The organism is Streptomyces longisporus (assembly GCF_039532765.1).
GTDB lineage: Bacteria > Actinomycetota > Actinomycetes > Streptomycetales > Streptomycetaceae > Streptomyces > Streptomyces longisporus.
Map to the genome: position 1 here is coordinate 61440 of NZ_BAAASG010000023.1, position 26223 is coordinate 87662.

25 protein-coding genes and 1 riboswitch are annotated in these 26223 nt (G+C 70.6%); of the genes, 15 read left to right on the forward strand and 10 right to left on the reverse strand.

Annotation, left to right across the window (positions count from 1 at the left end; all coding sequences use genetic code 11):
• The first annotated feature begins 11 nt into the window (after window positions 1–11).
• The 10 genes from ABD355_RS36770 (at window position 12) to ABD355_RS36815 (ending at window position 12365) form a co-directional block, all read left to right on the forward strand.
• Window positions 12–2156 carry a carbon starvation CstA family protein gene (locus tag ABD355_RS36770; RefSeq protein WP_344405359.1) on the forward strand — a complete coding sequence of 715 codons (2145 nt, stop codon included), beginning with the start codon at window positions 12–14 and terminating at the stop codon, window positions 2154–2156.
• Window positions 2122–2328: a YbdD/YjiX family protein gene (locus tag ABD355_RS36775; RefSeq protein WP_344405360.1), complete on the forward strand. Its 207-nt coding sequence runs from the start codon at window positions 2122–2124 to the stop codon at window positions 2326–2328. The genes ABD355_RS36770 and ABD355_RS36775 overlap by 35 nt, the downstream gene beginning before the upstream one ends.
• A gap of 137 nt (window positions 2329–2465) precedes the next feature.
• On the forward strand, window positions 2466–2729 hold the full coding sequence (locus ABD355_RS36780; protein ID WP_344405362.1) for a DUF3311 domain-containing protein: 264 nt from the start codon (window positions 2466–2468) through the stop codon (window positions 2727–2729).
• Complete coding sequence (gene mctP / locus ABD355_RS36785) at window positions 2726–4363, forward strand: monocarboxylate uptake permease MctP (RefSeq protein WP_344405363.1); 1638 nt, start codon at window positions 2726–2728, stop codon at window positions 4361–4363. Before ABD355_RS36780 ends, mctP begins: the two co-directional genes overlap by 4 nt.
• 74 nt (window positions 4364–4437) lie before the next feature.
• Window positions 4438–4953 carry a GNAT family N-acetyltransferase gene (locus tag ABD355_RS36790; protein WP_344405364.1) on the forward strand — a complete coding sequence of 172 codons (516 nt, stop codon included), beginning with the start codon at window positions 4438–4440 and terminating at the stop codon, window positions 4951–4953.
• A gap of 248 nt (window positions 4954–5201) precedes the next feature.
• A riboswitch (cobalamin riboswitch) is annotated at window positions 5202–5330 on the forward strand.
• A 124-nt stretch (window positions 5331–5454) separates the two neighbouring features.
• Entirely contained in the window at window positions 5455–7809 is a 2355-nt protein-coding gene (locus ABD355_RS36795) for a ribonucleoside-diphosphate reductase subunit alpha (protein WP_344405365.1), read from the forward strand.
• Window positions 7809–8822 (forward strand): ribonucleotide-diphosphate reductase subunit beta, encoded by a 1014-nt coding sequence (locus ABD355_RS36800; RefSeq protein WP_344405366.1) that lies wholly within the window; start codon window positions 7809–7811, stop codon window positions 8820–8822. The genes ABD355_RS36795 and ABD355_RS36800 overlap by 1 nt, the downstream gene beginning before the upstream one ends.
• Window positions 8823–8865: 43 nt before the next feature.
• Window positions 8866–9486: a nucleotidyltransferase family protein gene (locus ABD355_RS36805; RefSeq protein WP_344405368.1), complete on the forward strand. Its 621-nt coding sequence runs from the start codon at window positions 8866–8868 to the stop codon at window positions 9484–9486.
• A 237-nt stretch (window positions 9487–9723) separates the two neighbouring features.
• A complete protein-coding gene (locus ABD355_RS36810) occupies window positions 9724–11769 on the forward strand; it encodes a S53 family peptidase (RefSeq protein WP_344405369.1) in 2046 nt (681 codons plus the stop codon).
• Between the two features lie 110 nt (window positions 11770–11879).
• A complete protein-coding gene (locus ABD355_RS36815) occupies window positions 11880–12365 on the forward strand; it encodes a hypothetical protein (RefSeq protein ID WP_344405370.1) in 486 nt (161 codons plus the stop codon).
• Here the strand turns inward: ABD355_RS36815 and ABD355_RS36820 are convergent.
• On the reverse strand, window positions 12332–12556 hold the full coding sequence (locus ABD355_RS36820) for a hypothetical protein (RefSeq protein ID WP_344405371.1): 225 nt from the start codon (window positions 12554–12556) through the stop codon (window positions 12332–12334). The genes ABD355_RS36815 and ABD355_RS36820 overlap by 34 nt on opposite strands.
• Before the next feature lie 93 nt (window positions 12557–12649).
• Here ABD355_RS36820 and ABD355_RS36825 point away from each other — a divergent pair, with 93 nt between their 5' ends.
• Window positions 12650–13615 carry a GlxA family transcriptional regulator gene (locus ABD355_RS36825; RefSeq protein ID WP_344405372.1) on the forward strand — a complete coding sequence of 322 codons (966 nt, stop codon included), beginning with the start codon at window positions 12650–12652 and terminating at the stop codon, window positions 13613–13615.
• A 15-nt stretch (window positions 13616–13630) separates the two neighbouring features.
• Here ABD355_RS36825 and def read toward each other — a convergent pair whose 3' ends face one another.
• The 8 genes from def to ABD355_RS36865 all read right to left on the reverse strand — a co-directional run bounded on the left by def (window position 13631) and on the right by ABD355_RS36865 (window position 21592).
• Window positions 13631–14281, reverse strand: a complete 651-nt coding sequence (gene def, locus ABD355_RS36830; RefSeq protein WP_344405373.1) for a peptide deformylase — start codon at window positions 14279–14281, stop codon at window positions 13631–13633.
• Window positions 14282–14405: 124 nt separating this feature from the next.
• Window positions 14406–15386: a tetratricopeptide repeat protein gene (locus ABD355_RS36835; RefSeq protein WP_344405375.1), complete on the reverse strand. Its 981-nt coding sequence runs from the start codon at window positions 15384–15386 to the stop codon at window positions 14406–14408.
• A 107-nt stretch (window positions 15387–15493) separates the two neighbouring features.
• The gene (locus ABD355_RS36840; protein WP_344405376.1) at window positions 15494–16735 is read right to left on the reverse strand and encodes an HD-GYP domain-containing protein; all 1242 of its coding nucleotides are present in this window, start codon (window positions 16733–16735) and stop codon (window positions 15494–15496) included.
• A 704-nt stretch (window positions 16736–17439) separates the two neighbouring features.
• Window positions 17440–18750 carry an HD-GYP domain-containing protein gene (locus ABD355_RS36845; protein WP_344405377.1) on the reverse strand — a complete coding sequence of 437 codons (1311 nt, stop codon included), beginning with the start codon at window positions 18748–18750 and terminating at the stop codon, window positions 17440–17442.
• Window positions 18751–18891: 141 nt separating this feature from the next.
• On the reverse strand, window positions 18892–19194 hold the full coding sequence (gene rsrA / locus ABD355_RS36850; protein WP_344405378.1) for a mycothiol system anti-sigma-R factor: 303 nt from the start codon (window positions 19192–19194) through the stop codon (window positions 18892–18894).
• Complete coding sequence (sigR, locus tag ABD355_RS36855) at window positions 19191–19874, reverse strand: RNA polymerase sigma factor SigR (RefSeq protein ID WP_344405380.1); 684 nt, start codon at window positions 19872–19874, stop codon at window positions 19191–19193. Before sigR ends, rsrA begins: the two co-directional genes overlap by 4 nt.
• 256 nt (window positions 19875–20130) lie before the next feature.
• Window positions 20131–20757, reverse strand: coding sequence for an alpha/beta hydrolase family protein (locus ABD355_RS36860; protein ID WP_425585830.1), 627 nt, complete (start codon window positions 20755–20757; stop codon window positions 20131–20133).
• Window positions 20758–20776: 19 nt separating this feature from the next.
• Window positions 20777–21592 carry an SOS response-associated peptidase gene (locus ABD355_RS36865; RefSeq protein ID WP_344405382.1) on the reverse strand — a complete coding sequence of 272 codons (816 nt, stop codon included), beginning with the start codon at window positions 21590–21592 and terminating at the stop codon, window positions 20777–20779.
• Between the two features lie 50 nt (window positions 21593–21642).
• Between ABD355_RS36865 and ABD355_RS36870 the strand changes: the two genes are divergently transcribed.
• The 4 genes from ABD355_RS36870 to ABD355_RS36885 all read left to right on the forward strand — a co-directional run bounded on the left by ABD355_RS36870 (window position 21643) and on the right by ABD355_RS36885 (window position 25214).
• Window positions 21643–22365 carry a M50 family metallopeptidase gene (locus tag ABD355_RS36870; RefSeq protein WP_344405384.1) on the forward strand — a complete coding sequence of 241 codons (723 nt, stop codon included), beginning with the start codon at window positions 21643–21645 and terminating at the stop codon, window positions 22363–22365.
• A 110-nt stretch (window positions 22366–22475) separates the two neighbouring features.
• The gene (gene aroA / locus ABD355_RS36875; protein WP_344405386.1) at window positions 22476–23792 is read left to right on the forward strand and encodes a 3-phosphoshikimate 1-carboxyvinyltransferase; all 1317 of its coding nucleotides are present in this window, start codon (window positions 22476–22478) and stop codon (window positions 23790–23792) included.
• An 11-nt stretch (window positions 23793–23803) separates the two neighbouring features.
• Entirely contained in the window at window positions 23804–24814 is a 1011-nt protein-coding gene (gene rsgA / locus ABD355_RS36880) for a ribosome small subunit-dependent GTPase A (RefSeq protein WP_344405387.1), read from the forward strand.
• 76 nt (window positions 24815–24890) lie between these two features.
• Complete coding sequence (locus ABD355_RS36885) at window positions 24891–25214, forward strand: DMT family transporter (RefSeq protein WP_344405388.1); 324 nt, start codon at window positions 24891–24893, stop codon at window positions 25212–25214.
• Between the two features lie 222 nt (window positions 25215–25436).
• On the opposite strand, the gene ABD355_RS36890 is transcribed toward ABD355_RS36885, so the two are convergent.
• Entirely contained in the window at window positions 25437–26045 is a 609-nt protein-coding gene (locus tag ABD355_RS36890; protein ID WP_030929101.1) for a TetR/AcrR family transcriptional regulator, read from the reverse strand.
• Window positions 26046–26223 lie beyond the last annotated feature (178 nt).

The window sequence follows — 26223 nt, forward strand, 5'->3', positions numbered from 1 at the left end:
AGGACCGCCTCGTGCGTACCGCGAACGTCCGCTCCATCGTCATCTGGACCCTCGTCGCCCTGGTCTCAGCGGCGGGCTGGTCCGTGCTCGCGCTCTCCCGGGGCGAGAGCGTCTCGGCCGCCTGGATGGTCGCGGCAGCCCTCGGCTCGTACGCGATCGCCTACCGCTTCTACGCGAAGTTCGTCGCGCACAAGGTGCTCAAGGTCGACGGCACCCGGGCCACCCCGGCCGAACGCCTCGACAACGGCATCGACTTCCACCCCACCGACCGCCGCGTCCTGCTCGGCCACCACTTCGCGGCGATCGCCGGCGCCGGACCCCTGGTCGGGCCGGTGCTGGCCGCGCAGATGGGCTATCTGCCCGGCACGATCTGGATCATCGCCGGGGTGGTCTTCGCGGGCGCGGTCCAGGACATGGTGGTGCTGTTCTTCTCCACGCGCAGGGACGGGCGTTCGCTCGGCCAGATGGCCCGGGAGGAGATCGGCCCCTTCGGCGGTGCGGCCGCGCTGATCGCCGCCTTCGCCATCATGATCATCCTGCTCGGGGTGCTGGCGCTGGTCATCGTGAACGCGCTCGCCGCCTCGCCGTGGGGCACCTTCTCCATCGCGATGACCATCCCGATCGCCCTGCTGATGGGCTTCTATCTGCGGGTGCTTCGCCCCGGCCGGGTCGCCGAGGTCTCCCTGATCGGCGTGGCCCTGCTGCTGCTCGCGCTGGTCGCGGGCCGCTGGGTCGCCGAGTCCTCGTGGGCCGGCACCTTCACCCTCGCGCCCTCGACGCTGGTCGTCTGGCTGGTGGCGTACGGCTTCATCGCCTCGATCCTGCCGGTGTGGATGCTGCTCGCGCCCCGCGACTACCTGTCCACCTTCATGAAGATCGGCACGATCGCGCTGCTCGCGCTGGGCGTGGTCGTCGCGTTGCCGACGCTGAAGATGGACGCGGTGACGGACTTCGCCTCCCGCGGCGACGGCCCGGTCTTCGCGGGATCCCTGTTCCCCTTCGTCTTCATCACCATCGCCTGCGGGGCGCTGTCCGGCTTCCACTCGCTCATCTCCTCCGGCACCACGCCGAAGATGATCCAGAAGGAGACGCAGATCCGGATGATCGGCTACGGCTCCATGCTGATGGAGTCGTCGGTCGCGATCATGGCTCTGGTCGCGGCGAGCATCATCGACCCGGGGCTGTACTTCGCGATGAACGCCCCGTCCGGAGCGATCGGCACCACCGTGCAGACCGCCTCACAGGTGGTGACCGGCTGGGGCTACCACATCTCCCCGGCCGACCTCGCCCAGGCCGCGAAGAACGTCGAGGAGTCCACCCTGCTCTCCCGTACCGGCGGCGCACCCACGCTGGCCATCGGTGTCTCGGAGATCTTCTCCAAGGTCACCGGCGGGAGCCTGAGGGCCTTCTGGTACCACTTCGCGATCATGTTCGAGGCGCTGTTCATCCTGACGGCGCTGGACGCCGGTACGCGGGTGGGCCGGTTCATGCTGCAGGACATGCTGGGCAACGTCGTCCGGCCGTTCAGGAACGTGAGCTGGAAGCCGGGCCTGGCCATCACCAGCGCCGCCGTGTGCGCACTGTGGGGGTACTTCCTCTGGGTGGGCGTGCACGAGCCCCTCGGCGGCATCAACCAGCTGTTCCCGATCTTCGGCATCTCCAACCAGCTGTTGGCGGCGGTCGCGCTGGCCGTCTGCACGACCCTGCTGGTGAAGTCGGGGCGCCTGAAGTGGGCCTGGATCACCGGCGTTCCGCTGGCCTGGGACGCCACCGTGACCTTGACGGCGAGCTACCAGAAGGTGTTCTCCGGCGACCCCAAGGTCGGCTTCTTCAAGCAGCGGTCCGTGTTCCAGGACGCGATCGACGCCGGGAAGGTGCTGCCGCCCGCCAAGAACATGGACGACATGCACACCGTGGTCACCAACTCCACGGTGGACGGCGTCCTTTCGGCGGTCCTGGCCGTCCTGATCGTCGTGGTGATCGCGGACGCCCTGCGGGTCTGCGTCCGGCACATCCGCCGGCCGGCGCTCTCCTCGCTGAGCGAGTCGCCGTACGTCGAGTCCAGGATCACCGCCCCGGCCGGGCTGGTCCCGACCCGTCAGGAGAAGGAGGAGGAGCGCCGTGCGGTCGTCGGTACTGCTGCGCCGGGCGATTAGGGGGGTGCGCTGGTATGTGCGGGAGCTGACGGACGAGTCGGCGTACGACCGTTATGTCGCGCATCTGCGCAAGACGCATCCGGGCGCACAGGTACCGTCCCGGCGTGAGTTCGAGCGGATGCGGACGGAGCGTCAGGAGGAGGACCCGCGCCAGGGATTCCGCTGCTGCTGACAGCGATGTCGGGCTTTCACGGAATCGACATACCGATATGCGGACGAGGTCTTCCGCTCTCGCGACACCGTGACCTAGATTGCCTGCGCATTACACAGGTGATCAGTACAGGTGATCAGTGAGGGGACGGAGCCGGTATGTCAGATGTGTCCGAGGCGAGACCACCGGTGGTGACACCGGTCCGCGTGGTCATCGCCCTCTGTCTCGTGGCGCCCTTCGTGGCGATGCTCTGGGTCGGCTCCTACGCCAAGACGGACCCGGCGCTCGGCGGCATCCCGTTCTTCTACTGGTACCAGATGCTGTGGGTGCTGATCTCCACGGCGCTGACCATGACGGCGTACAAACTGTGGCAGCGTGACCAGCGCGCCCGCGCCGCGCACAAGGGCGGTGCGTCGGAATGAACCACGGCGTGAACGGCGTCGCGCTCGGCGTCTTCATCTTCTTCTTCCTGGCCGTCACGGTCATGGGCTTCCTGGCCGCGCGCTGGCGCAAGGCCGAGAACGAGCAGAGCCTCGACGAATGGGGCCTGGGCGGACGGTCGTTCGGCACCTGGATCACCTGGTTCCTGCTCGGCGGTGACCTGTACACGGCGTACACGTTCGTCGCCGTGCCCGCGGCGATCTACGCGGCGGGCGCGGCCGGATTCTTCGCCGTGCCGTACACGATCCTGGTCTATCCGCTGATCTTCACGTTCCTGCCCCGCCTGTGGTCGGTCTCGCACCGGCACGGGTACGTGACCACGTCGGACTTCGTGCGCGGCCGCTTCGGCTCGAAGGGGCTGTCGCTGGCGGTGGCCGTGACCGGCATCCTGGCGACGATGCCCTACATCGCGCTGCAGCTGGTGGGCATCCAGGCGGTCCTCGACGTCATGGGGGTCGGCGGCAGCGCGAGCTCCAACTGGTTCGTGAAGGACCTGCCGTTGCTGATCGCCTTCGGTGTGCTGGCGGCGTACACGTACTCGTCGGGTCTGCGCGCGCCCGCGCTGATCGCGTTCGTCAAGGACGCACTGATCTACATCGTCATCGCCGTCGCGATCATCTACATTCCGATCAGGCTGGGCGGGTTCGACCACATCTTCGCCAAGGCGGGCGAGGCCTTCAGCGCGACCAACCCGACGACGGGGAAGCCGCGCGGGGCGCTGGTTCCGGCCGAGGCGAACCAGTGGACCTACGCCACGCTGGCGTTGGGCTCCGCGCTCGCGCTGTTCATGTACCCGCACTCGATCACCGCGACGCTGTCCTCGAAGAGCCGTGACGTGATCCGCCGCAACACCACGATCCTGCCGCTGTACTCGCTGATGCTGGGCCTGCTCGCGCTGCTCGGCTTCATGGCGATCGCGGCGGGGGTGAAGGTCACCAACGGTCAGCTGGCGATCCCGCAGCTGTTCGAGGACATGTTCCCGAGCTGGTTCGCGGGCGTGGCCTTCGCCGCCATCGGCATCGGCGCCCTCGTCCCGGCGGCGATCATGTCGATCGCGGCCGCGAACCTCTTCACCCGCAACATCTACAAGGACTTCATCAAGCCGGACGCGACGGCGGAGCAGGAGACCAAGGTCTCCAAGCTGGTCTCGCTGCTGGTGAAGGTGGGCGCGCTGGTCTTCGTCCTGACGATGGACAAGACGGTTGCGATCAACTTCCAACTGCTGGGCGGCATCTGGATCCTGCAGACCTTCCCGGCCCTGGTCGGCGGCCTGTTCACGCGCTGGTTCCACCGCTGGGCGCTGCTCGCCGGCTGGGCGGTCGGCATGGTCTACGGCACCCTCGCCGCGTACGGCGTCGCCTCCCCGACCAACCCGGGCCAGAAGCACTTCGGCGGCTCCAACGCGAGCATCCCGGGCCTCGGCGAGATGGGCTACATCGGCCTCACGGCGTTCGTCCTGAACGTGCTGGTGACGGTGGTCCTGACCTTCGTGCTGAAGGCCCTGAAGGCCCCGGAGGGCGTCGACGAGACGAAGCCGGACGACTACACGGCCGACGCGGGCGACCCGGGCGTCCAGGTGGAACTGCCGCCGGCGACCGCGGGCGCGTCCCACTAGCGGTTACGGCGATGAGCGGGCCGTCGGAGAAATCCGGCGGCCCGTTGTCGTACCCGTCCGGCAGACTCGGGACCATGGACATCGTGATCAGGCAGGCGCAACCCGGTGAGTACGAGGCCCTCGGCGAGATCACCGCCCAGGCCTATCTCCAGGACGGCCTGCTCTCCTTCGGCGAAAGCGACTGGTACCTCGCCGAGTTGAGGGACGTCGCCAAGCGGGCGGCGGCGGCCGAGGTGCTGGTGGCCGACCTGGGCGGCCGGCCGATCGGCGGCGTCACCTACGTCCCGTCCGGCGGCCCCATGGCGGATCTGGCCGGCCCGGGAGAGGCCGAGATACGCATGCTGGCCGTCGACCCGGCAGCCCGCGGCCGAGGCGCCGGAGAGGCCCTCGTGCGCGCCTGTGTCGACCGGGCAAGAGCCGCGGAGCGCACCGGCGTCGTCCTGTGCACCCAGCCGGTCATGCACGCCGCCCATCGCATCTACGAGCGCGCCGGATTCGTCCGCGCCCCCGAGCGTGACTGGAACCCCATCCCTGGAGTCGACTTCACGCTGATCGCCTATGAGTTGACGCTGTCGACTGCACAGCGCTGAAGCGGTAGCGGGGCAGGGGCCGTTGACTGGGCCCCGCGTCCCCACAACCGCCCCCTCCGGCCGAAAGACGATCGGCTTCTCCACGGCCCTGCCGCACACGAGTGGCATCCGCGTGTTCGCGCCGGCCTCCCGACGGCCGACAACGGCCCAATGCGGAGGACCGCCGGGTCGATCCTGATGAAAGAACACGCTCCGAAGTCGCTGCGACACAACATCTGGGGGTGCAACCGAAACCCGGCACAAGATGTATGCTCATGCTCGCTGTCGCCGCAGGGGAATCCGGTGTGAGTCCGGAACTGTCCCGCAACGGTGTACCCATACGTGTTCGCGCACATATGGGCGTCAGTCCGAGGACCTGCCGACGGTGTGCCCGGCCCATCCGGCCCGGGTGCTTCGACGTCCGGGCCTCGTGGAGTGGGCCGGTGGACGCGACGCCGTGTGCGCTCGTGACTGCCCCCTGCCCTCCGCAAGGCCCCCGTGCCGAGCGAGGGAGAGCCTCACGTGACCATCGCGCCAGCAGACCCGGTTTCAGCCAGCGCCGCAGTGGCCGACGACGGCCTGGGAGCCGCGCTGCTGCGGACCCTGACCGAGCTGACCGCCGACCTCCCCGACGCCGACCCCGGCCGGGTCGCCGCCGCGTCGCTGCGCGGCCGGTCCGCCCGTGCGGACGAGACGGAGCTGCGCGAACTGGCCACGGAGGCGGCCGCCGGCCTCATCTCCGAGGACCCCGCGTACAGCAGGCTGGCGGCCAGGCTGCTGACGATCGGCATCGCCGCGGAGGCCGCCTCGCAGGGCGTCACGTCGTTCACGGAATCCGTCGCCGTGGGCCACCGGGAGGGGCTGATCGCCGACCGCACCGCCGAGTTCGTACGGGTCCACGCGCACCGCCTCGACGCGCTGATCGCCCCGGAGGCCGACGACCGCTTCGGCTACTTCGGACTGCGCACGCTCCACAGCCGCTACCTGCTCCGGCACCCCCTCACCCGCAAGGTCATCGAGACACCGCAGCACTTCATGCTGCGCGTCGCCGCAGGCCTCGCGGAGGACGACACCGTCCGCGCCCTGGACGAAGTCGCCGCGCTCTACGGCCTGATGAGCCGCCTCGAATACCTCCCCTCCTCCCCCACCCTCTTCAACTCCGGCACCCGGCACCCCCAGATGTCGTCCTGCTACCTCCTCGACTCCCCGCTCGACGAGCTGGACTCCATCTACGACCGCTACCACCAGGTCGCCCGCCTCTCGAAGCACGCCGGCGGCATCGGCCTGTCGTACAGCCGCATCCGCGCCCGCGGCTCCCTCATCCGCGGCACCAACGGCCACTCCAACGGCATCGTCCCGTTCCTGAAGACCCTCGACGCCTCGGTCGCCGCCGTGAACCAGGGCGGCCGCCGCAAGGGCGCGGCCGCCGTCTACCTGGAGACCTGGCACTCCGACATCGAGGAGTTCCTTGAGCTGCGCGACAACACCGGTGAGGACGCCCGGCGTACGCACAACCTGAACCTCGCGCACTGGGTCCCGGACGAGTTCATGCGCCGCGTGAACGCCGACGGGCAGTGGTCCCTGTTCTCCCCGGCGGACGTGCCGGAGCTGGTGGACCTGTGGGGCGAGGAGTTCGACGCCGCGTACCGCAGGGCGGAGGAGGCGGGGCTGGCGAAGAAGACCATCCCGGCCCGTGACCTCTACGGCCGCATGATGCGCACCCTCGCCCAGACCGGCAACGGCTGGATGACCTTCAAGGACGCCGCCAACCGCACCGCCAACCAGACGGCCGAGCCGGGCCATGTCGTCCACTCCTCCAACCTCTGCACGGAGATCCTGGAGGTCACGGACGACGGCGAGACCGCGGTCTGCAACCTGGGTTCGGTCAACCTCGGTGCGTTCGTGACCGGTGGGGACATCGACTGGGAGCGGCTGGACGAGACGGTCCGCACGGCCGTGACCTTCCTGGACCGCGTGGTCGACATCAACTTCTACCCCACCGAGCAGGCAGGCCGCTCGAACGCCCGCTGGCGCCCCGTGGGCCTGGGCGCGATGGGCCTCCAGGACGTCTTCTTCAAGCTGCGCCTGCCCTTCGACTCGCCCGAGGCGGGGGCCCTGTCCACCCGGATCGCCGAGCGCATCATGCTCGCCGCGTACGAGGCGTCCGCCGACCTCGCCGAGCGGAGCGGCCCGCTGCCGGCCTGGGAGAAGACCCGCACGGCCCGCGGCGTCCTGCACCCCGACCACTACGACACCGAGCTCACCTGGCCGGAGCGCTGGGCGGCCCTGAGGGAGCGCATCGCGACCGTCGGCATGCGCAACTCGCTCCTCCTCGCGATCGCCCCCACCGCCACCATCGCGTCGATCGCGGGCGTGTACGAGTGCATCGAGCCGCAGGTCTCCAACCTCTTCAAGCGCGAGACCCTCTCCGGCGAGTTCCTCCAGGTCAACTCCTATCTGGTGAAGGACCTCAAGGAGCTCGGCGTCTGGGACGCCCGCACCCGCGAGGCCCTGCGCGAGGCGAACGGCTCCGTGCAGGACCTCGCCTGGATCCCGGCGGACGTACGCGCCCTGTACCGCACGGCGTGGGAGATCCCGCAGCGCGGCCTGATCGACATGGCGGCGGCCCGCACGCCGTTCCTGGACCAGTCCCAGTCCCTGAACCTGTTCCTGGAGACGCCGACCATCGGCAAGCTCTCCTCGATGTACGCGTACGCCTGGAAACAGGGCCTGAAGACCACGTACTACCTGCGCTCCCGCCCGGCGACCCGTATCGCCCGCGCCGCCCGGGCCACCGTCCCCGTCCAGCAGGCGGCCGACCCCGAGGCCGTCGCCTGCTCCCTGGAAAACCCCGAGTCCTGCGAGGCCTGCCAGTGATGACCACCCGTAACGCCAATCTCCTCGACCCGGGCTTCGAGCTGACCCTGCGCCCCATGCGCTACCCGGACTTCTACGAGCGCTACCGGGACGCCATCAAGAACACCTGGACCGTGGAGGAGGTCGACCTCCACTCGGACGTCGCCGACCTCGCGAAGCTCACGCCCGCCGAGCAGCACCTGATCGGCCGCCTGGTCGCCTTCTTCGCGACGGGTGACTCGATCGTGGCGAACAACCTGGTCCTGACCCTGTACAAGCACATCAACTCCCCCGAGGCACGGCTCTATCTGAGCCGCCAGCTGTTCGAGGAGGCCGTGCACGTCCAGTTCTATCTCACCCTCCTGGACACCTACCTCCCCGACCCGGAGGACCGCGCCGCCGCCTTCGCGGCCGTCGAGAACATCCCCTCCATCCGCGAGAAGGCCCAGTTCTGCTTCAAGTGGATGGACTCGGTGGACAATCTCGACCGCCTGGAGTCCAAGGCCGACCGCCGCCGCTTCCTGCTCAACCTGATCTGCTTCGCCGCCTGCATCGAGGGCCTGTTCTTCTACGGGGCCTTCGCATACGTCTACTGGTTCCGCAGCCGGGGCCTGCTGCACGGCCTGGCCACGGGCACCAACTGGGTGTTCCGCGACGAGACGATGCACATGTCCTTCGCGTTCGACGTGGTGGACACCGTCCGCAAGGAGGAACCGGAGCTCTTCGACGACCGGCTCGAACAGCAGGTGACGGACATGCTGCGGGAAGCCGTCGAGGCCGAGCTGCAGTTCGGGCGCGACCTGTGCGGGGACGGCCTGCCCGGCATGAACACCGAGTCGATGCGCCAGTACCTGGAGTGCGTCGCCGACCAACGCCTCACCCGCCTCGGCTTCGCCCCGGTCTACGGCTCCGAGAACCCGTTCTCCTTCATGGAGCTGCAGGGCGTCCAGGAACTGACCAACTTCTTCGAACGCCGCCCTTCGGCATACCAGGTGGCGGTGGAGGGGACGGTGGACCTCGACGAGGACTTCTGACGGCTCCCGGCTGCGGCAGGCCCGCCTGTGGTAAGCCAGGAGGGTGATCGGCCGTCTCCCTCTCGATGACCAACTCGATTCCCTGCGCGCGGTGTTGTCCCGCAACAGCATCCTGACCGAGGTGCTGGAGCGGGCCGCGACGATGGCGCTGCCCGGCTGGTATCTCACCGCCGGGTGCCTCTTCCAGACCGTCTGGAACGTCGTCACCGACCGGCCCCCCACCGCCGGCATCAAGGACTACGACGTCTTCTACTTCGACGCCGAAGATCTGTCCTGGGAGGCCGAGGACGCCGTGATCAAGGCCGGCCGGGAGGTCTTCGCGGATCTCCCGGCCGAGGTCGAGATCCGCAACGAGGCACGCGTGCACCTCTGGTACCAGGACAGGTTCGGGGTGCCGTGCCCGCCGTACGAGTCGAGCGAGGCGGCGATCGACAGCTTCGCCGCCACGACCTGCTGCCTGGGTGTACGGCTGGAGGCCGGCGGCCGGTGGCGGGTCTACGCACCGCACGGGCTCTCCGACGTCTTCCATCTCGTCGTACGGCCCAACCCCGTCCTCGCACCACGGTCCGTATACGAAACCAAGTCGGCACGCTGGCTGACGCAGTGGCCGGAGCTGACCGTGCTGGACTGGCCCCGCCCGGACTCGTCCATGGAGCGTCCATAGGGCCTCCATCGGACGGCCATGGACCTCCCACGGAGCGGCAAAGTTCTTTCGGCCCATCTGTTCCGGGCTCCCCGCCTCCGGCTACTTTCTGGCCGTCCTGCCATGTACACACAACGCCGGCACAGGACGTTCGAAGTGTCATGCCCATGACGGCATCGCGCCCCGCCGCCGCTACGCGCGTCACAGGCCTGCCACCAGCGTCGAGAACCCCACTCCAACGACGGAGGCAGTACCCCCATGCGTGAGAAGCCCAGACGGAGCCTGCGAAGACTCCTGGCCACCGCCATACCCGCCCTCGCTCTCGGCCTCGCCGGCCTCGTGGCCGCACCGGCGCACGCGGCACCCGTGGCCACGCACACCACCCGGGCCGCCCAGAACGCCAAGGCCCTCACCTCCCCCGAGCGGCAGACGTTCCACTCGACCGGCAAGGCCGGCCAGAAGGTGCCGACCACGCACCTGTGTGCCACCGCCGCCCCGGGTCACGCGTCCTGCTTCGCCCAGCGCCGTACCGACATCAAGCAGCGGCTGGCCTCCGCGGTCGCCGCCGCCGCGCCCTCCGGCCTCTCCCCGGCCAACCTCCACAGCGCCTACAACCTGCCCTCGACGGGCGGCTCCGGCCTGACGGTTGCCGTGGTGGACGCCTACAACGACCCCAACGCCGAGTCGGACCTGGCCACTTACCGCTCGACGTACGGTCTGTCCTCCTGCACCAAGGCCAACGGCTGCTTCAAGCAGGTCAGCCAGACCGGCTCCACCACCTCGCTGCCCACCAACGACACCGGCTGGGCGGGTGAGGAGGCGCTGGACATCGACATGGTCAGCGCGGTCTGCCCGAACTGCAACATCATCCTGGTCGAGGCGAACTCCGCGAACGACACCGACCTCGGCATCGCCGAGAACGAGGCCGTCTCGCTCGGCGCCAAGTTCGTCTCCAACAGCTGGGGCGGCTCCGAGTCCTCGACCCAGACCAGCGAGGACACCTCGTACTTCAAGCACCCGGGTGTCGCGATCACCGTCTCCGCCGGTGACTCCGCCTACGGCGCCGAGTACCCGGCGACCTCGCAGTACGTGACGGCGGTCGGCGGTACGGCCCTGTCCACGTCCTCCAACTCCCGCGGCTGGACCGAGTCGGTGTGGCACACCAGCTCCACCGAGGGCACCGGCTCCGGCTGCTCCGCCTACGACCCGAAGCCGAGCTGGCAGACCGACAGCGGCTGCAGCAAGCGCATGGAGGCCGACGTCTCCGCGGTCGCCGACCCGGCCACCGGAGTGGCGGTCTACGACACCTACGGCGGCTCCGGCTGGGCGGTCTACGGCGGCACCAGCGCCTCGTCGCCGATCATCGCAGGCGTCTACGCCCTGGCCGGTACCCCCGGCTCCGGCGACTACCCGGCGAAGTACCCCTACAGCCACACCGGCAACCTGTACGACGTGACCAGCGGCAGCAACGGCTCCTGCTCCACGGCGTACTTCTGCACCGCCGAGACCGGCTACGACGGCCCGACCGGCTGGGGCACCCCGAACGGCACCACCGCCTTCACCTCGGGCAGCACCTCCGGCAACACGGTGACCGTCACCAACCCGGGCAGCCAGTCGACGACGACCGGCAGCTCGGTCAGCCTGCAGATCAGCGCGAGCGACAGCGCGGGCGCGACGCTCACCTACAGCGCGAGCGGCCTTCCGACCGGGCTGTCCATCAGCAGCTCCAGCGGCCTGATCTCCGGTACGGCGTCCACCGCCGGCACCTACCAGGTCACCGTCACGGCCAAGGACTCCACCGGCGCCTCCGGCTCGACCTCCTTCAGCTGGACGGTCGGTTCCGGCGGCGGCACCTGCACCTCCGCTCAGCTCCTCGGCAACCCCGGCTTCGAGTCGGGCAACACCACTTGGACCGCGTCCAGCGGAGTCATCACCAACTCCACCAGCGAGTCGGCGCACGGCGGTTCGTACTACGCCTGGCTGGACGGCTACGGCTCCTCGCACACCGACACGCTCTCCCAGTCGGTGACCGTGCCGAGCGGCTGCAAGGCGACCTTCACCTTCTACCTGCACATCGACACCGCGGAGACCGGCTCCACCGCGTACGACAAGCTGACGGTCAGCGCCGGTTCGACCACCCTGGCGACGTACTCGAACCTCAACGCCGCCTCCGGCTACGCCCAGAAGTCCTTCGACCTGAGCTCCTACGCGGGCTCGACCGTCACCCTGAAGTTCAGCGGTGTCGAGGACTCCTCGCTCCAGACCAGCTTCGTCGTCGACGACACCGCCGTCACGACCAGCTGATCCCGTTCGATCCTGGGTGACCCAAAGCCCCGGCCGCGATCTTCGCGGCCGGGGCTTTGGTGTGGATCCGGACGTCGGGGTCACACGTCACAGAGGTGAGGAGGCCCCCCATGCGTCGAACGATCCGCCACACGACCCTCGCCCTCGCGGCACTCACCCTCGCCCTGGCCGGCTGCGGCAACCAGACCGACAGCGGCAAGGGCGGCGACGGCAACAACGTGTCGTCCTCCCCCACACCCAGGAAGAGCCCGCCGGCCAGTCCTGCGCCGAGCCCCTCGGGCGGCTGCACGAGGGCGTCGACGCTCGGTGCCGCCGACAGCGGCCGTACGGTCTGTCTGGCGGTGGGCGACACCGTCCGGATCAGTCTGGACGGAACCGCGAAGCGGCCCTGGAAGCCGGTCACCGCGAGCGGCTCGGTGCTGCGGGCCGCCAACAGCGGCTTCGTCCTGCAGCCCGGCGATGCGAGCGCCGCCTTCAAGGCCGTGGCGGACGGCAAGACCCGGCTCGAGTCCACGCGGCCGCTGTGCGCCGCCCAGTCCGGCCGGGTCTCGTGCCTGGGGATTCAGGAGTGGTGGGTCACCGTGGTGGTGAAGTAGCGCTGCCGACGGGCGGGACGCCCGGCGGGGGCGAGGTCCTCGGCCTCCCGGCGGGCCCGCTCGGCCTCGCGGATCTGCCGGTCGATGCGACGGTCGCGCGCGATACCGAGCACGGACGGGAGGACCAGGAGAACGAGGATGGCGAGAACGGTCAGCATTCCGATCAGTCCTTCGAGGTGTGCCGTATCCATGGACACCACTGTCGCGCCGATAGCTCCTGACAAACAGTGGCAGGACTGCCGTAGACCCTCGAAATACTGCCAATGGCGAGGCACACTGATGGCATGCTGCAGAACGTCGCCGCCGTCGTCCTGGACGGTGTGAACCCCTTCGAACTGGCCGTCGTCTGCGAGGTGTTCGGCACCGACCGCAGCGACGACGGACTGCCCGTCTACGACTTCGCGGTCGCCTCGGCCGAGGGTCCGGTGCTGAGCACCCGTGCCGGCTTCTCCATGAACGTCGAGCACGGTCTGGAGCGGCTGGAGGAGGCCGACCTGATCGCCGTGCCGGCCGGCGCCTGCTTCGAGACCCGGCAGTTCCCGCCCGAGCTCCTCGACGCGCTGCGGCGCGCGGCCGGCCGGGGCGCCCGGATCCTCAGCGTCTGCTCCGGAGTCTTCGTCGTCGCCGCGGCCGGGCTGCTCGACGGCCGGCGCTGCGCCGTGCACTGGCACCACGCCGAGGAGCTGGCACGGGCGTACCCGCAGCTGACGGTCGAGCCCGATGTCCTCTACGTCGACGAGGACCCGGTGATCACCTCGGCGGGCACCGCCGCCGGCATCGACGCCTGTCTGCACATCGTGCGCAAGGAGCAGGGCCCGGAGGTCGCGAACAAGATCGCCCGCCGGATGGTGGTGCCCCCGCACCGGGACGGCGGGCAGGCACAGTACATCGAACGCCCGCTGCCCCGCTCGCACGGCGACACGGTCGCCGAGGTGCTGGTGTGGATGGAGCGGCACCTCGACGAGGAGGTCACGGTCGAACAGCTCGCCGACCGCGCCCATATGTCGCCGCGCACCTTCGCCCGCCGCTTCCAGCAGGAGACGGGGACGACTCCCTACCGGTGGATCCTGCGGCAACGTGTGCTGCTGGCCCAGCGGTTGCTCGAGGGGACGGACGAGACGGTGGACGCGATCGCGGGCCGGGCGGGGTTCGGCAACGCGGCCGCGCTGCGCCACCAGTTCGTCCAGGCGATCGGCACGACCCCGAACGCCTACCGGCGCACCTTCAGGGGCCCGGAGGCGGCCGCCTGACCAGCCCGGGTGACCTCAGTCGTTCGCGACGACGGGGTAGCGCGGCTCGTTCTCGGCCATCTGCCGCAGCGCGTCCTTGCGTTCACGCTTGGACAGGCGGTCGATGTACAGATAGCCGTACAGGTGGTCGGTCTCGTGCTGCAGGCAGCGGGCGAAGTAGCCCGTGCCGCGGACCTTGATCGGGTTGCCCTTCTCGTCCTGGCCGGTCACCTCGGCGTAGTCGGGACGGGCCAGCGGTGCGTACGCGGTGGGCACCGACAGACAGCCCTCGTTGCTGTCGTCCAGGCGGCGCCGCTCGGCGGGCAGGTCGACCAGCTTGGGGTTGCAGACGACACCGACGTGCCGGACGCCCTCGTCGTCGCCGCAGTCGTAGACGAAGACCTTCAGGTCGACGCCGATCTGGTTCGCGGCCAGGCCCACACCCTCGGCGGTGCGCTGCGAGGCGAACATGTCGGCGATCAGCTGCCGCAGCTCCTCACCGAACTCGGTGACGTCCTTGCACTCCTTGTGCAGCACCGGGTTCCCGACGACGGTGATGGGCCGCGAGGTCCCGGCCGCCCGCCAGGCGTTCTCGCGCTCCTCGGCCTCCTCCGTGTCGATGACGAAGCCGTCGTCGTCCACGGGAAGCACGCCCACGTGCTGCTGATCGGTGTCCTGCTGCGCCATGCCGACGTATGCCTTCCTCAAAAACCGGGGGTTGCTGCGGATACAGGGTACGGGGAAGCGCCCCTTTCAGGGGCGCGGGGAACTGCGCGACCAGCCACGACGAACCCGCACTCGGCCACGCTCCTCAGCAAACCTCTTCAAGATCCCGCCAGTCCCGAGAGTCGGGGCTATCGGCAACCCACCCGTCCAACAACCCCCTGACCAGGGAAGCCGGGGCCGCCACCCCGCACTCCCGCTCAGGCACCCACAACTGACCATCGGTGCGATGCCCCAACGGACCGGGATGCCCAGGCTCACTGTGGTCATGGGGGTCAAGATGCTCCCCATCACCTTCATCCGAGGGCATCCGCGACTCGGAGCACATCCGGCACAGCAGTCGCACGGACGACGACCAGTCCTCCGCCGCAAAACCAGCATCCGCAGCCAGCTGCTCCAAAGCATCACGGTCCGCCTCGGTGGCGGCTTCAAGCAGCACCACCCACGTCGGCACCGGCGACGGCGCCCACAGCTCGATCTCGTCGAACACGGGATAGGCATGCCCGGCGGCCGTGGTGCGCTCACCATGGGGCACCCCGTCGTGCAGCACGACCTCACCCCACCGCCGCCCGGACGACGGCAGCGGAATCGACAGCACCTCGATACGCGCGGGGTCCAGCCGCCGCCCCCACACCACCTCGGCCTCCCCCTCCGGGGACAGCCGTACGGCGGCGCTGCCGAGCTCCATCCCGACCGGCTCGCCGTTCGCCGCGGCAGCCCCCGGCACCCGCAGCCCGTACGCCTGCCAGGACCGCCGGGCCAGCGGCCAGTCCTGCAGGGCGGTGGCCGCGATGCCGACGTTCCACCAGTCGGGGGCGCCGGTCTCCCGGTCGAGCAGCGCGACGGCGCGCAGGCCTGCCGCGCGGGCCTGCTCCCAGTCGTGCCGGAACTTGTGCAACAGGGCGAGGTTGAACCAGGACTCGGAGAGCCAGGGCTCCAGGTCGGCGGCACGTGTCAACAGAGCGCCCGCGTCCTCGTACCGGCCGTCACCGATCAGCGTGAACGCGCGGTCGGTGGCCTGCCGCCAGGAGGCGGAGGGCCGGTGCCGTCCCTTGCCGAAGATCCTCACGATTCCCTGCCAGTTCCGTGGAGTGGGCTGGCTAGTGCTGCCCCCGGACACACCCTCTCATTCGCATCCAACCACGTACGGCTGGAAGGGCGCTCATTACCCATGGGTTACCCAGCCGCAGGCAGGGTCAGACAGTCCCGTGCGAGGACCCGGGCCAGCGATTCCACCACTTCGGGCGCATAGTCCCCGGCGGTGGCGAGCCGCAGCTCCTCCAGCGCCGTGAGGGGCCCGCCGGGCCCGGCGTCGCGTGCTTTCTCGTCGTATGCGTTGACGGCCCGCACGATCCGGGCGGCAAGGGGCTGCTCCCGGTAGGGGTCGGCCTGCCGCTCGACGACCACGGCGACCGCCGGGTCGACGCCGGTCTGGCGTACGACGGCCCCGCCGAGCAGGGCGATACGGCGCTGCTCGGCCGTGGGCAGGCCGGCGGTGGCACCGGCCGGTACCGGGTCGACCAGGCTGAGCTGGCCGATGTCGTGCATGAGGGCGGCGTACTCCAGCACGGTCAGTTCCGGCCGGGTGAGTCCGAGGTCACGTCCGACGGCGCGGCTGAGGGCCGCCACCCGGCGGGCGTGCCCGGCGGGGGTGTACCCGGCGATCTCGGTGGCGCGGGCCAGGGAGGTGATGGTCTGCCGGTAGGTGGTCCGCACGGCCGCGTACCGCTTGAAGGACAGCTGGGTCAGCAGCAGCGGCAGCGAGAACACGGGCAGCGCCCACAGTCCGACGACGGCGACCGCGAGGGCCATCACCGCGCCCGTGGCGCACACGGCGGAGCCGATGCCGAGGAGGGCGTGCAGCTCGTCCCGCAGCAGCGGGCCGAAGGGCCACCGGGTGCGGGAGTGGGCGAGTGCGGCGGCGAGCACGGCGTCGCACAGTGCGGTGAGCGCGAGGAGGGCGAGGAGCAGCAGGGCGTAGGCGGGGCCGTGCCATTGGCCGAACGCCCCCCGGTTGTACAGGGGTTGGAAGCAGAAGGCGGCGAATCCGACGGTGAGCACGCGCCGCGCGAGGTGGTCGAGCACGGGTCCGCGTCCGCGGGCGATGTGCGGCACGCTGCCGATGAGGGCGGCGGCGAGGACGACGGCGACGACCTGGGTGACGCCGTGGTGGGTGGGCTGCCCGGCGTCCTCCCCGAGCAGGGCGTACGACATCGCCCCGGCGGCCCCGAGCGGCGCGGCCTCCCTGACCCGGGCACCGGTCCAGCGGCTGAGCTCGCCCACGGTGACGAGCAGCCCGAAGGCGAGAGCGGTCGGCCGCTCCTCCAGGCCGGTGTGGTGCGTGACGGCGAGCGAGACGGCGGCGAGGAGCCCGGCACAGGCGTGGATGAGAAGCGTCAGCGGCAACCGGGCGCTCATCCACGGCCTCCGGGCCGGCTGGAGACGACCACGGCGGGTGCCACACCCACCGGGCACCCGTCCCCATGCCCCCGGCCCGCTGGAAAGGGCCGCTGCGAGTACAGGCAGACGGGGCTGCACCTCCCCCGCCGCCGGGCGCTCATCCGCGGGCCCCCGGCCGACTGGAAACGGCCTCGGCGGGGCCGGACAGGCAAGGCTGCTCCCCCGCAACCACCGGCCACCCACCCCCAAGCCCCCGGCCAACTGGAGACGACCCCGGCAGGCACAGACAGGCGGAGCTGCACCTCCCCCACCGCCGGGCGCTCATCCGCGGGCCCCCGGCCAACTGGAAACGACCCCGGCGGGCACAGGCAGACGGAGCTGCACCTCCCCCACCGCCGGGCGCTCATCCGCGGGCCCCCGGCCAACTGGAAACGACCCCGGCGGGCACAGGCAGACGGGGCTGCACCTCCCCCGCCGCCGGGCGCTCATCCGCGGGCCCCCGGCCAACTGGAAACAGCCTCGGCGGGGCCGGACAGGCGACGCTGCGCCACCGCGGCCGCGAGGCGCCCATCCCGGGGTCCCGCCCCGCTGGAAACGGCCGCAACGACTACCGGCAAGGGAGGCTGCTCTACCGCAACCACCGGCCGAGCCCCGGCCCACTCGAGACCACCCCGGCCGGTACAGACAGGCGGAGCTGCACCTCCCCCGCGACCACCAGACACTCATCCGCGCGCCCCCGGCCGGCTGGAGACGGCCGCGGCCGGTGCGGGGAGCCGGGGCTGCTCCTCCGCGGTGACTGCGGGGTGCCAGCCGGAGCGGGCGAGCGCCTGCACCAGGGCGGAGACCATGCGGGGGTCGAACTGTGCCCCGGCGCACCGCTGGAGCTCCTCCAGAGCGACCGGGACGGGCCGGGCGCGCCGGTAGCAGCGTGTGGACGTCATCGCGTCGAAGGCGTCCGCGACGGCCACCACGCGTGCGGATTCGGGGATCTGGCTTCCGCGCAGTCCGTACGGGTAGCCGCTGCCGTCCAGGCGTTCGTGGTGGTGGAGCACGGCGGCCCGGGCCTCGCCCAGAAAACCGATTCCGCGCACCATTTCGTGGCCGTACTCGGGATGCAGCTCGATCACCCGGCGTTCCTCGGGAGTCAGCGGTCCGTCCTTCCTCAACAGCCGTGTGGGGACGCCGAGTTTGCCCACGTCGTGCAGGATCCCGGCGAACCGCAGGACCTCGACGCGCTCGTCGTCCATGCCCAGTTCCCGCGCGATCATCACGGAGGCCTGGCCGACCCGTTCGCTGTGCCCGCGGGTGTACTCGTCCTTGATGTCGACGGCCTGCACCAGCGCCCGGATCGTCGCCTGGTGGGCGGCGCGCTCCCGGTGGTACTGCGTGAACACCCACCAGGACACGCACATCGGCAGCAGCACCAGCAGCGCGGCGACGGGCCCGTAGGGGCTGCGCCACAGGACGGCCATCATCAGCCCGGCGAGCCCGTGCACGACCACCGGCGCGAGGGACCGTACGAACAGCCCGCGCCAGGCCCGCCGCACCGGCACCCGCTCGGCCAGCGCGCGGATTCCGCCGTCGAGGGCGGTCAGCACCAGGCAGAAGGCCAGTACCGCGGCGCCCGCGGGCACGAGCGCGTACGGGAAGTCGGAGGCGACGACCGCGTCCCGCCCGCCCAGCGACCAGTGCACCCGGCCCGCGACCCACACGCCGAGGACGAGTTGGGCGGCGCGCCAGCTCCGCCGCAGCCGCCGCGGCCGCTGGTCGACCCGGGACAGCAGCACCCCCGGCAGCGCGACCAGCGCGGCGGCCGGGGGCGGCAGCAGAAAGGCGGCGGCGAGCAGCACCGGGTAGAACGTTCCGGCAAAGCGCCATCGGGCGGCGGCCTGCTCACAGCCGGCGTAGAGCAGGGCGAGCAGGGCGACCGCCCGCCAGGACGTGTGGACGGCGAGCAGCGGAAGCAGGCACAGCAACGCGCCGAGGACCGTACAGGCGACGTACGCGCGTGCCCGTGCCGGAACCGCCTCCATCACGCTCCTCCCGGCCGAACCTGCTCCGGGTGAGGAGACTAGGGCGGGCCGGGGGGCGTCCGCGGGCTTATGAACCGCGGATTAGCACGTTCGAGTGACGACAGCCCGTTCCAGGCATTCCGGACGAAGGTCCGGGGGAGTTCAGGACTCCTGCGGGGTCGCGGTGATGTCGTGCTCGGGGACGGCCTGTCCGGAGCGGATCAGGTCGAGCCGCCCGAGCACCTTCGCACGCAGGTCGCTCGGTACGTCGTCATGGCCGCAGCACCGCTTGACCAGCTTCTTCACGGCCTGCTCCAGGCCGTACTTCTCCAGGCACGGCGAGCACTCCTTGAAGTGCTGCTTGAACTTGTCGCGATCGACGTCCGGCATCTCACTGTCGAGGAACTCGTAGAGATGGTCGAGGACCTCACTGCAGTCCGTCTCGTGCGGCTCTCCGCAGCTCATGAGCCCGAGCCTTTCGCTTCGTCCGACTCTCCGGCGCCGGCCGGGACCAGTCCGCGCTCGCGCGCGTAGTCCTCGAGCATGCCGCGCAGTTGACGGCGGCCCCGGTGCAGCCGGGACATCACCGTACCGATGGGTGTCCCCATGATGTCCGCGATCTCCTTGTACGCAAAGCCCTCGACATCGGCGAGGTACACGGCGATGCGGAATTCCTCGGGGATCGCCTGGAGTGCTTCCTTCACGTCCGAGTCGGGCAGGTGGTCGAGCGCCTGCGACTCCGCGGAGCGCAGACCGGTCGACATGTGCGACTCGGCGCGGGCGAGCTGCCAGTCCTCGATCTCCTCGGCCGCGGAGCGCTGGGGTTCGCGCTGCTTCTTGCGGTACGAGTTGATGAAGGTGTTGGTGAGGATCCGGTACAGCCACGCCTTGAGATTGGTGCCTTCGCGGAACTGGTGGAAGGACGCATACGCCTTGGCATACGTCTCCTGCACCAGGTCCTCGGCGTCGGCCGGGTTGCGCGTCATGCGCAGGGCGGCCGAGTACATCTGGTCGAGGAATTCGAGCGCGTCCCGCTCGAAGCGCGCGCTGCGCTGAGCGGTCGACTCCGCGCTGATGCCCTGGCCCTCGGGCAGCTCCGCCTGGCCGTTGTCGGTCCCTGCGTCGATCCCAGTGACCGGACCCACCTCCTCAAGATTCCGGGCAGCACCGAAACCGGTGTCGCCAGAATCGGAGGATAGACGACGACCCGTCCCCGCCGCCCCTCGAATAGGGGTGGTCTTGGCCGCAGTCAGCACCGTCCAGTCCAGGTCAGTGCGGCTGCTGCGGCTCGGGCAGATGGTCGAACCCATGCGGCGGACTTCCTCTCCTACGACGATCGGTGCTGGTCTCCAGCACTTCTGTCCGCCTCAACAGTGGCCACCCGCGCGGCATTCCCCGCCGTCACCCGAGTGACGCGGTCCACTGGGTGACTGCGTCCGTGATGATCTCCAGCGCCTGTTCCTGGGTGGTCCCCGCCCGCTTGGGCACGGCGAACCCGTGATCGCCATGGTCCACCTCGACCAGTTCGTACGTCCCCTCCGGGAACTCCTCGGGCTTTCCGAAGGGGTCGTTCCCACCCTGTACGACGAGGGTGGGCACCCCGGACCCGAGCAGCTCCTCGGCGCGGGACTTCTCGGGCCTGCCCGGCGGATGCAGCGGGAAGCTGAGGGCGAGGACGGCATGGGCGCCGAGCTCGACGGCCGTACGGCAGGCGACCCGGGCGCCCGCGCTGCGTCCGCCCGAGATCACCGGCAGTCCGGGCCCGGCGAGCGCGGGCCAGATCCCGCGCCAGCCGAGGTCGAGCGTCTTCGGGGCCGGGGCCAGCTTCTTGCCCGCCACCCGCCAGGGCTGCTCGACGAGGGCGACGGTCACTCCGTGTCCGGGCAGGACCTCGGCGAGGGCCTGGAGGTCCCGTGCCTCGATGCCGCCGCCGGCGCCGTGGCTGACGGCGAGGACGAGCCGAGGCTGCGCTGCATGGCGCCAGGTGATGCGGGCCGTACCGGCGCCGGTCTCGACGTCCTGTGTCACTTCTGTCAGATCTGTCACATCAGAAAAGTGTGCCTTCTTCGGGGCCCTCGAGTTCCTTCAGCAGCTCCGGTCCGTTGTTGCGGACGTTGCTGACCGCGGTGGAGACGGGGTAGGCGCGCATCAGCCCGGCGGGCGGCGGCGCCAGCAGCGACCGCAGGTCCTCGGGGTCGGTGCGCGAGGGGTCGAGCCAGGCGTCCCAGCGGTCCGGGGTGAGCATCAGCGGCATCCGGGGGTGGATGTCGGCGAGCGCGTGCGGGCCCTCGGCAGGGGCGACGGCGAGCGGTGTCGTCTCCGCCTCGGTCGTGATCACGGAGCAGGTCACCCACCAGGCCTGCGGGTGGTCGTCGGGCAGCGTCTTGTCCCGCCAGAACTCGTACAGCCCGGCCATCGCGAAGACCGAACCGTCGGCGGGCAGCACGAAGTACGGCTGCTTGCGGGGCCGCTTCTTCTTCCCCTCGACCTCCAGGTCCCGCTCGCCCTTGCCGGTGACCCACTCGTAGTAGCCGTCGGCGGGGATGATGCAGCGGCGGGAGGTGAAGGCCCGCTTGTACGACGGCTTCTCGTGGACGGTCTCGGCACGGGCGTTGATCATCCGCGCCCCGCCCTCCGGTGTCTTCGACCAGGACGGCACCAGGCCCCACTTCAGCTTGCGCAGCTGCCGAACCGGGCGCGGGTCCTCGACGTCCTTAAGAGGGCGGTCCAGGACGGCGTAGACCTCCTTGGTGGGGGCCACGTTGTAGTCGGGCGCGAGGGTCTCCTCGGGTTCCCACTTCTCGACCTCAAAGATTCCTGCGAGATCCTCGGGCCTACGACTCGCTGCATACCGTCCGCACATACGTGCCACACTGCCAGATTCGACCCCACCCGAGGGAGCCACCGCCGAACATGCACCCCACCGCAACCGCCTCGCTCGCCTCCCTGTGGGACCAGGTCTCCGGCAGCCAGCCGGACCCCGACCTCTGGGTGGTGATCGCGACCCTGGTCGCCGCGCTGGCGGTGGTCGTCCCGCACAACGTCTGGCGCATCTCGCGCAACGCCATCACCATCGCCCACGAGGGCGGCCACGGCCTGATCGCCCTGCTCACCGGCCGACAGCTGACGGGGATACGGCTGCACTCCGACACCAGCGGCCTCACAGTGAGCCGCGGCAAGCCGCACGGCCTCGGCATGATCCTCACCGCGGCCGCGGGCTACACCGCTCCCCCGCTCCTCGGCCTCGGCGGCGCGGCCCTGCTCGCCGTCGGCCACATCACCCTGCTGCTGTGGCTGGCGACGGCCCTGCTGGTCGCCATGCTGGTGATGATCCGCAACGCGTACGGCGCGCTGACGGTCGTGTTGACGGGCGGCACCTTCCTGCTGGTGTCGTGGCTGGCGGGACCGCAGGTGCAGGCGGCGTTCGCGTACGCGGTGGTGTGGTTCCTGCTGGTGGGCGGGGTACGCCCGGCCTTCGAACTCCAGGCGAAACGGAGCCGCGGGGGCGCGGGCGACTCGGACGCGGATCAGCTGTCCCGGTTGACGCATGTCCCGGCCGGGCTGTGGCTGTTCCTGTTCCACGCGGTGTCGTTGTGCTCATTGATAGGGGGCGGCCGCTGGCTGCTGGAGGTGTGACCAGCTGCCTTCAGCGGTGCGGGGCCGTGTCGATCAGCGGCTCCGCCGCGGGGCGCGACCAGCCCCCACGGCACCGCACCCGAAGAACCCCCTGCTTATAAAGTGGCCCCATGGCCACAACCCCCGCACACACCGCCCTCTGGCCCGCCCCCCTCGCGAGCGGAGCCGTCGACGCGACGGTCCACGTACCGGGGTCCAAGTCGGTCACCAACCGCGCCCTGGTACTCGCGGCTCTCGCCAGCGAACCGGGCTGGCTGCGCCGCCCCCTCCGCTCCCGCGACACCCTGCTGATGGCGGGCGCGCTGCGCGCCATGGGCGTCGGTATCGAGGAGGGCGTGGGCCCCGACGGCACCGGCGAGACCTGGCGGGTGCTCCCGACGGGCCTGCACGGCCCGGCCACGGTCGACGTCGGCAACGCCGGCACCGTGATGCGCTTCCTTCCCCCGGTCGCCGCGCTCGCCGACGGCCCCATCCGCTTCGACGGCGACCCGAGGTCGTACGAGCGCCCCCTGAACGGCGTCATCGACGCCCTGCGCGTGCTCGGCGCCCGTATCGACGACGACGGCCGTGGCGCGCTGCCGCTGACGGTGCACGGCGGGGGCGCCCTGGACGGCGGCCCGGTGGAGATCGACGCCTCGTCGTCCTCCCAGTTCGTGAGCGCCCTGCTGCTGTCCGGCCCGCGCTTCAACCAGGGCGTGGAGGTCCGTCACATCGGCAGCTCCCTGCCGTCCCTGCCGCACATCCGCATGACCGTCGACATGCTGCGCGCGGTCGGCGCGCAGGTGGACACCCCGGAGTCGGGCGGCGAGCCCAACGTGTGGCGGGTGACGCCGGGCGCGCTGCTCGGCCGGGACCTGACCATCGAGCCCGACCTGTCCAACGCGCAGCCCTTCCTGGCGGCCGCCCTCGTGACCGGCGGCAAGGTCGTGATCCCCGACTGGCCGTCCCGCACCACGCAGCCCGGCGACAAGCTGCGGGAGATCTTCACCGACATGGGCGGTTCCTGCGAACTGACCGAGTACGGCCTGGAGTTCACCGGTTCGGGCGCGGTCCGCGGTATCGACGTGGACCTGAGCGAGGTCGGCGAGCTGACCCCGGGCATCGCCGCGGTCGCGGCCCTCGCGGACTCCCCCTCCACCCTCCGCGGCGTGGCCCATCTGCGGCTGCACGAGACGGACCGGCTGGCCGCGCTCACCAAGGAGATCAACGAGCTCGGCGGTGACGTCACCGAGACCGCCGACGGTCTGCACATCCGTCCGCGCAAACTGCACGGCGGGATCTTCCACACGTACGAGGACCACCGTATGGCGACGGCCGGCGCGATCATCGGCCTCGCGGTCGAGGGAGTGCAGATCGAGAACGTGGCGACGACGGCGAAGACCCTGCCGGACTTCCCCGACATGTGGGCCGGGATGCTCGGGGCGTAGGGACTTCCGCCATGCGCCGCTACGGCAAGCACACCGACGAGGACGACATCCGCAGCCGCCCGAACCGCAAGGGCAACCGGCCGCGCACCAACATCCGGCCCAAGCACGAGGACGCCGCCGAAGGCATGGTCCTCACCGTCGACCGGGGGCGTCTGACGTGTCTCGTCGAGGACCGGATCGTGCTCGCGATGAAGGCCCGCGAACTCGGCCGCAAGGCGGCGATCGTCGGCGACCGGGTGGCCCTGGTCGGCGACCTGTCCGGCAAGAAGGACACCCTCGCGCGCATCGTCCGCATCGAGGAGCGCACCTCGGTGCTGCGCCGCACCGCCGATGACGACGACCCGTACGAGCGCGTGGTCGTCGCCAACGCCGACCAGCTCGCCATCGTCACCGCCCTGGCCGACCCGGAACCCCGGCCGCGCCTCATCGACCGCTGCCTGGTCGCGGCGTACGACGGCGGCCTGGAACCCCTCCTGGTCATGACCAAGTCGGACCTCGCCCCGCCCGACAAACTCCTGGAGCTCTACGGCGACCTGGACATCCCCTATGTCGTCACCAGCCGCGAGGAGCTGGAGAGCGGCGACGCGGCGGCCCGGGTGCGCGAGCAACTCGACGGCAGGGTCACGGCGTTCGTCGGTCACTCCGGCGTCGGCAAGACGACCCTGGTCAACGCGCTGGTCCCGGAGGACCGGCGGCGGCTGACCGGCCATGTGAACGCGGTGACCGGCCGCGGCCGCCACACCACCACCTCGGCACTGGCGCTCCCGCTCAGCGGCGACGACGGCTGGGTGATCGACACGCCGGGCGTGCGGTCCTTCGGACTCGCCCACATCGACCCGTCCCGCGTCATCCACGCCTTCCCCGACCTGGAACCGGGCACGGAGGGCTGCCCGCGCGCGTGCAGTCACGACGAGCCGGACTGCGCGCTGGACGCGTGGGTGGCCGAGGGCCACGCCGACCCGGCCCGGCTCTATTCACTGCGCCGTCTGCTGTCCACGCGGGAGCGCAAGGAGGGCGACTGACCTCCGCGTTGTTTGTGGGGCCGCCGGGCCGGTAAGTGCATAATCGCACCGAGCCGGACATACGGGAGGACAGCACATGGCGTGGCTGCTGGTAGTGGTGGCCGGATTGCTCGAGACGGGTTTCGCCGTGTGCCTCAAGCTCTCCCACGGTTTCACCCGCCTGTGGCCGACGATCGCGTTCTGCGCCTTCGCCCTGGGCAGCTTCGGCCTCCTCACCCTGTCCTTGAGGAAGCTGGACGTCGGCCCCGCCTACGCGGTGTGGACCGGCATCGGCGCGGCGGGCACCGCGATCTACGGCATGATCTTCCTCGGTGACCTGGTGTCGATGCTGAAGCTCGTCTCGATCAGCCTGGTCATCGTGGGCGTGATCGGCCTCCAGCTCTCCGGGTCCGCCCACTAGACGACTTGGACGACTTCGACGACTTCGACGACTTCGACGGCGGGCGGCCGCAGACCGCATGCCGGTCCGCGTCAACTCCCCTTCCGCCGGCGTGCGGTCGACCCCGTGCGACCGCTCGCCCGCCGAAGTCGGCGTCGAAACAGGTCACTTGAGCAGTGGACGCGCGGCTTCCCTCACGCCGCGAAGAAGAACATCCCGAAGACGCGTCGACCTTGCGCCCCGTCACACCGCCTGCCGGGGCAGGGCCGTGCGCACCAGGTCCGCCACCCCGCCCTCCCCCGGCGGCGCCGCCACGCAGGACAGGGCCAGCCGCACCACCAGCTCACAGGAACGCGCCAGATCCGCCGTGTCCGACTTGACCGCCCCCGGCTTCGACAGCACCGCCACGGCCCGGTCCCGCACGATCGCCACGAAGTCGCCGGGCGACGGCAGCGGGCCGTCCGCCCGCCGCTGCGCCGGCACCGCCGAGGAGGACGGCACCGCGGACAGCGTGGGCGAGGGCAGCCGTTCACTCCAGCAGCCGGTCAGCATGGCCCGTACGAGTGCGTTCTCGCGCGCCGTCGACGCGGTCCATTCGGCGGTCGCGGTGAGCCGGTCCCGGGCGTCGCTGTGGGTGGCGAGCGCCCGTTCGACCCCGGCGAGATAGCCGTCCGCCTCCCTTCTCACGAGTGCCCTGGCGAGCCCCTCCTTGCTGCCGAACTCGTTGTAGAGGGTCTGCCGGGACACTCCGGCGGCCGAAGCGACGTCCACCATCCGTACGGCGGACCACGGTCGGCGCGCCAGCGCCGTGTACGCGGCGTCCAGTAGGGATTCCCGCGCTGCAGGCATCATCGCCTCCCTGGGGCGAGCGGCTCTGCGCCCAGATTTGACGCGCACAGGGGCACTGTCAAGGGTTCGCGAGCGCACGCGGGGGCGCCCCGCGGCCTCCGTGTGCCGCCCCCGGTGGCGGCAATGTGCCGCCAAACCGTGAGCATGGCCTGGTGGCCCCACCGCGACCTCGCCGGATAGC

Bases quoted from the DNA above. Each gene is read 5' to 3' on its own strand.
- ABD355_RS36820 (WP_344405371.1), bottom strand. From the start codon at position 12,556: ATGGATACGGCACACCTCGAAGGACTGATCGGAATGCTGACCGTTCTC.
- ABD355_RS36815 (WP_344405370.1), top strand. From the start codon at position 11,880: ATGCGTCGAACGATCCGCCACACGACCCTCGCCCTCGCGGCACTCACC.
- ABD355_RS36845 (WP_344405377.1), bottom strand. From the start codon at position 18,750: ATGGAGGCGGTTCCGGCACGGGCACGCGCGTACGTCGCCTGTACGGTC.
- ABD355_RS36800 (WP_344405366.1), top strand. From the start codon at position 7,809: ATGACCACCCGTAACGCCAATCTCCTCGACCCGGGCTTCGAGCTGACC.
- ABD355_RS36840 (WP_344405376.1), bottom strand. From the start codon at position 16,735: ATGAGCGCCCGGTTGCCGCTGACGCTTCTCATCCACGCCTGTGCCGGG.
- ABD355_RS36865 (WP_344405382.1), bottom strand. From the start codon at position 21,592: ATGTGCGGACGGTATGCAGCGAGTCGTAGGCCCGAGGATCTCGCAGGA.
- ABD355_RS36780 (WP_344405362.1), top strand. From the start codon at position 2,466: ATGTCAGATGTGTCCGAGGCGAGACCACCGGTGGTGACACCGGTCCGC.
- def (WP_344405373.1), bottom strand. From the start codon at position 14,281: ATGGCGCAGCAGGACACCGATCAGCAGCACGTGGGCGTGCTTCCCGTG.
- ABD355_RS36890 (WP_030929101.1), bottom strand. From the start codon at position 26,045: ATGATGCCTGCAGCGCGGGAATCCCTACTGGACGCCGCGTACACGGCG.
- aroA (WP_344405386.1), top strand. From the start codon at position 22,476: ATGGCCACAACCCCCGCACACACCGCCCTCTGGCCCGCCCCCCTCGCG.
- ABD355_RS36790 (WP_344405364.1), top strand. From the start codon at position 4,438: ATGGACATCGTGATCAGGCAGGCGCAACCCGGTGAGTACGAGGCCCTC.
- ABD355_RS36825 (WP_344405372.1), top strand. From the start codon at position 12,650: ATGCTGCAGAACGTCGCCGCCGTCGTCCTGGACGGTGTGAACCCCTTC.
- ABD355_RS36885 (WP_344405388.1), top strand. From the start codon at position 24,891: ATGGCGTGGCTGCTGGTAGTGGTGGCCGGATTGCTCGAGACGGGTTTC.
- rsrA (WP_344405378.1), bottom strand. From the start codon at position 19,194: ATGAGCTGCGGAGAGCCGCACGAGACGGACTGCAGTGAGGTCCTCGAC.
- ABD355_RS36870 (WP_344405384.1), top strand. From the start codon at position 21,643: ATGCACCCCACCGCAACCGCCTCGCTCGCCTCCCTGTGGGACCAGGTC.
- ABD355_RS36810 (WP_344405369.1), top strand. From the start codon at position 9,724: ATGCGTGAGAAGCCCAGACGGAGCCTGCGAAGACTCCTGGCCACCGCC.
- mctP (WP_344405363.1), top strand. From the start codon at position 2,726: ATGAACCACGGCGTGAACGGCGTCGCGCTCGGCGTCTTCATCTTCTTC.
- rsgA (WP_344405387.1), top strand. From the start codon at position 23,804: ATGCGCCGCTACGGCAAGCACACCGACGAGGACGACATCCGCAGCCGC.